The sequence below is a fragment of the Synechococcus sp. R6-7 genome (assembly GCF_047461695.1).
Taxonomy (GTDB): Bacteria; Cyanobacteriota; Cyanobacteriia; order Thermostichales; family Thermostichaceae; genus Thermostichus.
Genome location: NZ_JANSHS010000169.1, coordinates 1 through 2,451 on the forward strand (window position 1 = coordinate 1; position 2,451 = coordinate 2,451).

General features: G+C 58.1%; 3 protein-coding genes. All 3 read left to right on the plus strand.

Annotated elements, in window-relative coordinates; all coding sequences use genetic code 11:
• Nucleotides 1-455, plus strand: a 455-nt coding sequence (locus tag NW815_RS05745; RefSeq protein ID WP_414415801.1) for an SPFH domain-containing protein, incomplete at its 5' end; no start/stop codon positions are given.
• Nucleotides 456-535: 80 nt separating this feature from the next.
• Entirely contained in the window at nt 536-1,474 is a 939-nt protein-coding gene (locus NW815_RS05750; protein WP_414388502.1) for a prohibitin family protein, read from the plus strand.
• Between the two features lie 193 nt (nt 1,475-1,667).
• Nucleotides 1,668-2,451, plus strand: a 784-nt coding sequence (locus NW815_RS05755; protein WP_414415802.1) for a two-component system response regulator, incomplete at its 3' end; no start/stop codon positions are given.

Sequence of the window (2,451 nt, forward strand, 5' to 3'; positions counted from 1 at the left end):
CCCCCAAGGTCTATACGCAACTGGGGGAAAATTACCTGGATCGCATCGCCCCCATCGTCCGGTCGGTCCTTCTGAACGAGACCAGCGGCTTTTCCGCCCAGGCTCTGTATTCCACGGAGCGCCCGCTGCTGCAAGGACAAATCCGCGAACGGGTGGCTCTTCTGCTGAAGGAATACGGCATCGAGGTTTTGGATTTTCTGCTGCGGGATGTGGATTTCGATCCTGATTTCGTAGCGGCCATTGAGGCAAAGACCATTGCCGAAAATCAACTGGCGCAAAAGCAATTTGAGATCGAGCAGGCCCGCCAAGATGCCCGCGCCATCATTTCTCAAGCGGAGGCAGAAGCCGGTCAATTGAGAGCCAAAGCACAGGCCCTCACCCAAAATCCGCAGTACCTAGAGGTGGTCAAAGCCGCGGTACTGGGATCCCGTCTGGAAACTTTGATCACCAAATAACTCAACAGGAAATCAATCCTTTTAGCCTGTCCCCAATTTCCTCAGCTCTTCTCACCGACCCTAAAACGGGAGCAGCCGCCATGTATCCAACAGGAGAAGCACCCCACAGCAGAGCCGGTTGGCTGACCGCGGGAGGGATCGCCCTCTTGGCAGCTCTGGGGATGTTCCGCTCTTGCCTGTACGTCACTTTGCCCGGACATGCCACTGTAGTGTTCAATACCTTTTCCGGGTTGCAGAAGGGGCGGGTAGAATTGCCGGGGGTCATCTTCCGGATCCCGGGGATCGAGACGCCGATCACCTACACCGTGCTCACCCGCGTCTGGGAGTTTACCAACGACCCTGCCTCGGCCAATGCCATCAGCAACGCCATCACCGTGAACACCGCCGATGGACAAGCCTTTGCCATCGATGTGGCCATTGCCCTCAAGCCCAACCTCGCCACTTTGGATGAGCTGCACGCCAGCATCGGCGAGAACTATCTTTCCACGGTGGTGGTGCCGGTGGTGCGCTCCAAAATCCGGGATATCTCCGCCTCTTTCGATTCGGAAGACTTTTACCGGAAAAGCCAGCGGGCTGCCATCGAACAACGAGCGCTGGACTTGATTCGCCAAGAGATGCCTACTGTCAACCGCGATGGCCAAACCCTGCCTCTGGTGCAGGTGGAGGGCCTGTTTCTGGGCAACCCTGACTTTCCACAAGCCCTGCGAGATTCCATTGAACGCAAACAGGTAGCCTCGATTACAGCACAGACGGCGGCAGTACGGGCGCAGATCCAGGAAAAAGAGACGGAGCGACTGTTAATCCTGGCGGCGGCCAACCAGCGGGCCATCGAGCTGAAAGGACAAGCGGCAGCGCAGAACGCGCAACTGGCGGATCTGCTGTTCTACGAGAAGCTGCAAGAGCGCATCCAAAACCCGACGGGCTCGCTGCCCCCTTTGCGCATCATCCGCGTCGAGGGAGATGCCACCGTGTTTCTCAATGTGGATCCCCATCAGGCAGCCCTGCAAAGAGGGCAGTAGGTTCAGCAAAGTTGCGGAGTACAGACTTAAAAGTCTGAGTATAAAGTGTGTCCAGATGTGAAGGCGAAGGGATGTCATTCGAGTTCGTTGACATCCTACCGCCAGGAGTCTGGGCTGGGATCCCTCGTAGAGTTGCGCCGAATCCAACTCAGGGGGAAAGCTCGTACTCGATGCAAGGCTAGGTTTTACCACCATGAACTCCCACCTGATCCACACCCCCTTTCCCCGCCTAAACCCGAAGCTGGCGGAGGCGGATCATGTTTTGGTGGTGGACGATCAGGCCAGCAGCCGCCTCTACATCGGTGAGCTGTTGCGGTCGGCCCACTTCCGCGTGAGCGAGGCCACCAACGGCGAAGAGGCTTTGGAGGCTGTGGAGCGGCTTCGGCCAGACTTGGTGCTGCTGGATGTGCTGATGCCGAACATGAGCGGGTTTGATGTCTGCCGGCAACTGAAGGCCAATGAGCTGACCCGCCTGATCCCCGTTGTGCTGATTACAGCCCTGACCGACCGCTCCAATCGCCTGATGGGGATGCAGGTGGGGGCCGACGACATTTTGACCAAGCCCTTCGATCACGTGGAGCTGCTGGCGCGGGTACGCTCATCCATCCACCAAAAGCGCTTGAACGAAGACCTGGATCACGCTGCCAGGGTGTTGTTTGCCATTGCCCGCGCTGTGGAGAGCCGGGATCCCACCACGGGTGACCATTGCGAACGCTTGGTGGCCATGGGGGAACAGTTTGGTCGTTACTTGGGGCTGTCTCGTCAACAGATCAAGGCCCTGCGCTGGGGCGGCTACCTGCACGACATCGGCAAAGTCGGGATCCCGGATGCGATTTTGTGCAAGCAGGGCAAGCATACCCCGGAAGAATGGGAGATCATGAAATCCCATGTGTTGATCGGCGAAGACATTTGTCGGGGCTTGCGCACCATGCAGGATGTGCTGCCGATCATCCGCCACCACCACGAGCGTTGGGATG

Excerpts from the sequence above, each read along its gene's own strand:
- NW815_RS05750 (WP_414388502.1), top strand. The coding sequence starts at position 536 with ATGTATCCAACAGGAGAAGCACCCCACAGCAGAGCCGGTTGGCTGACC.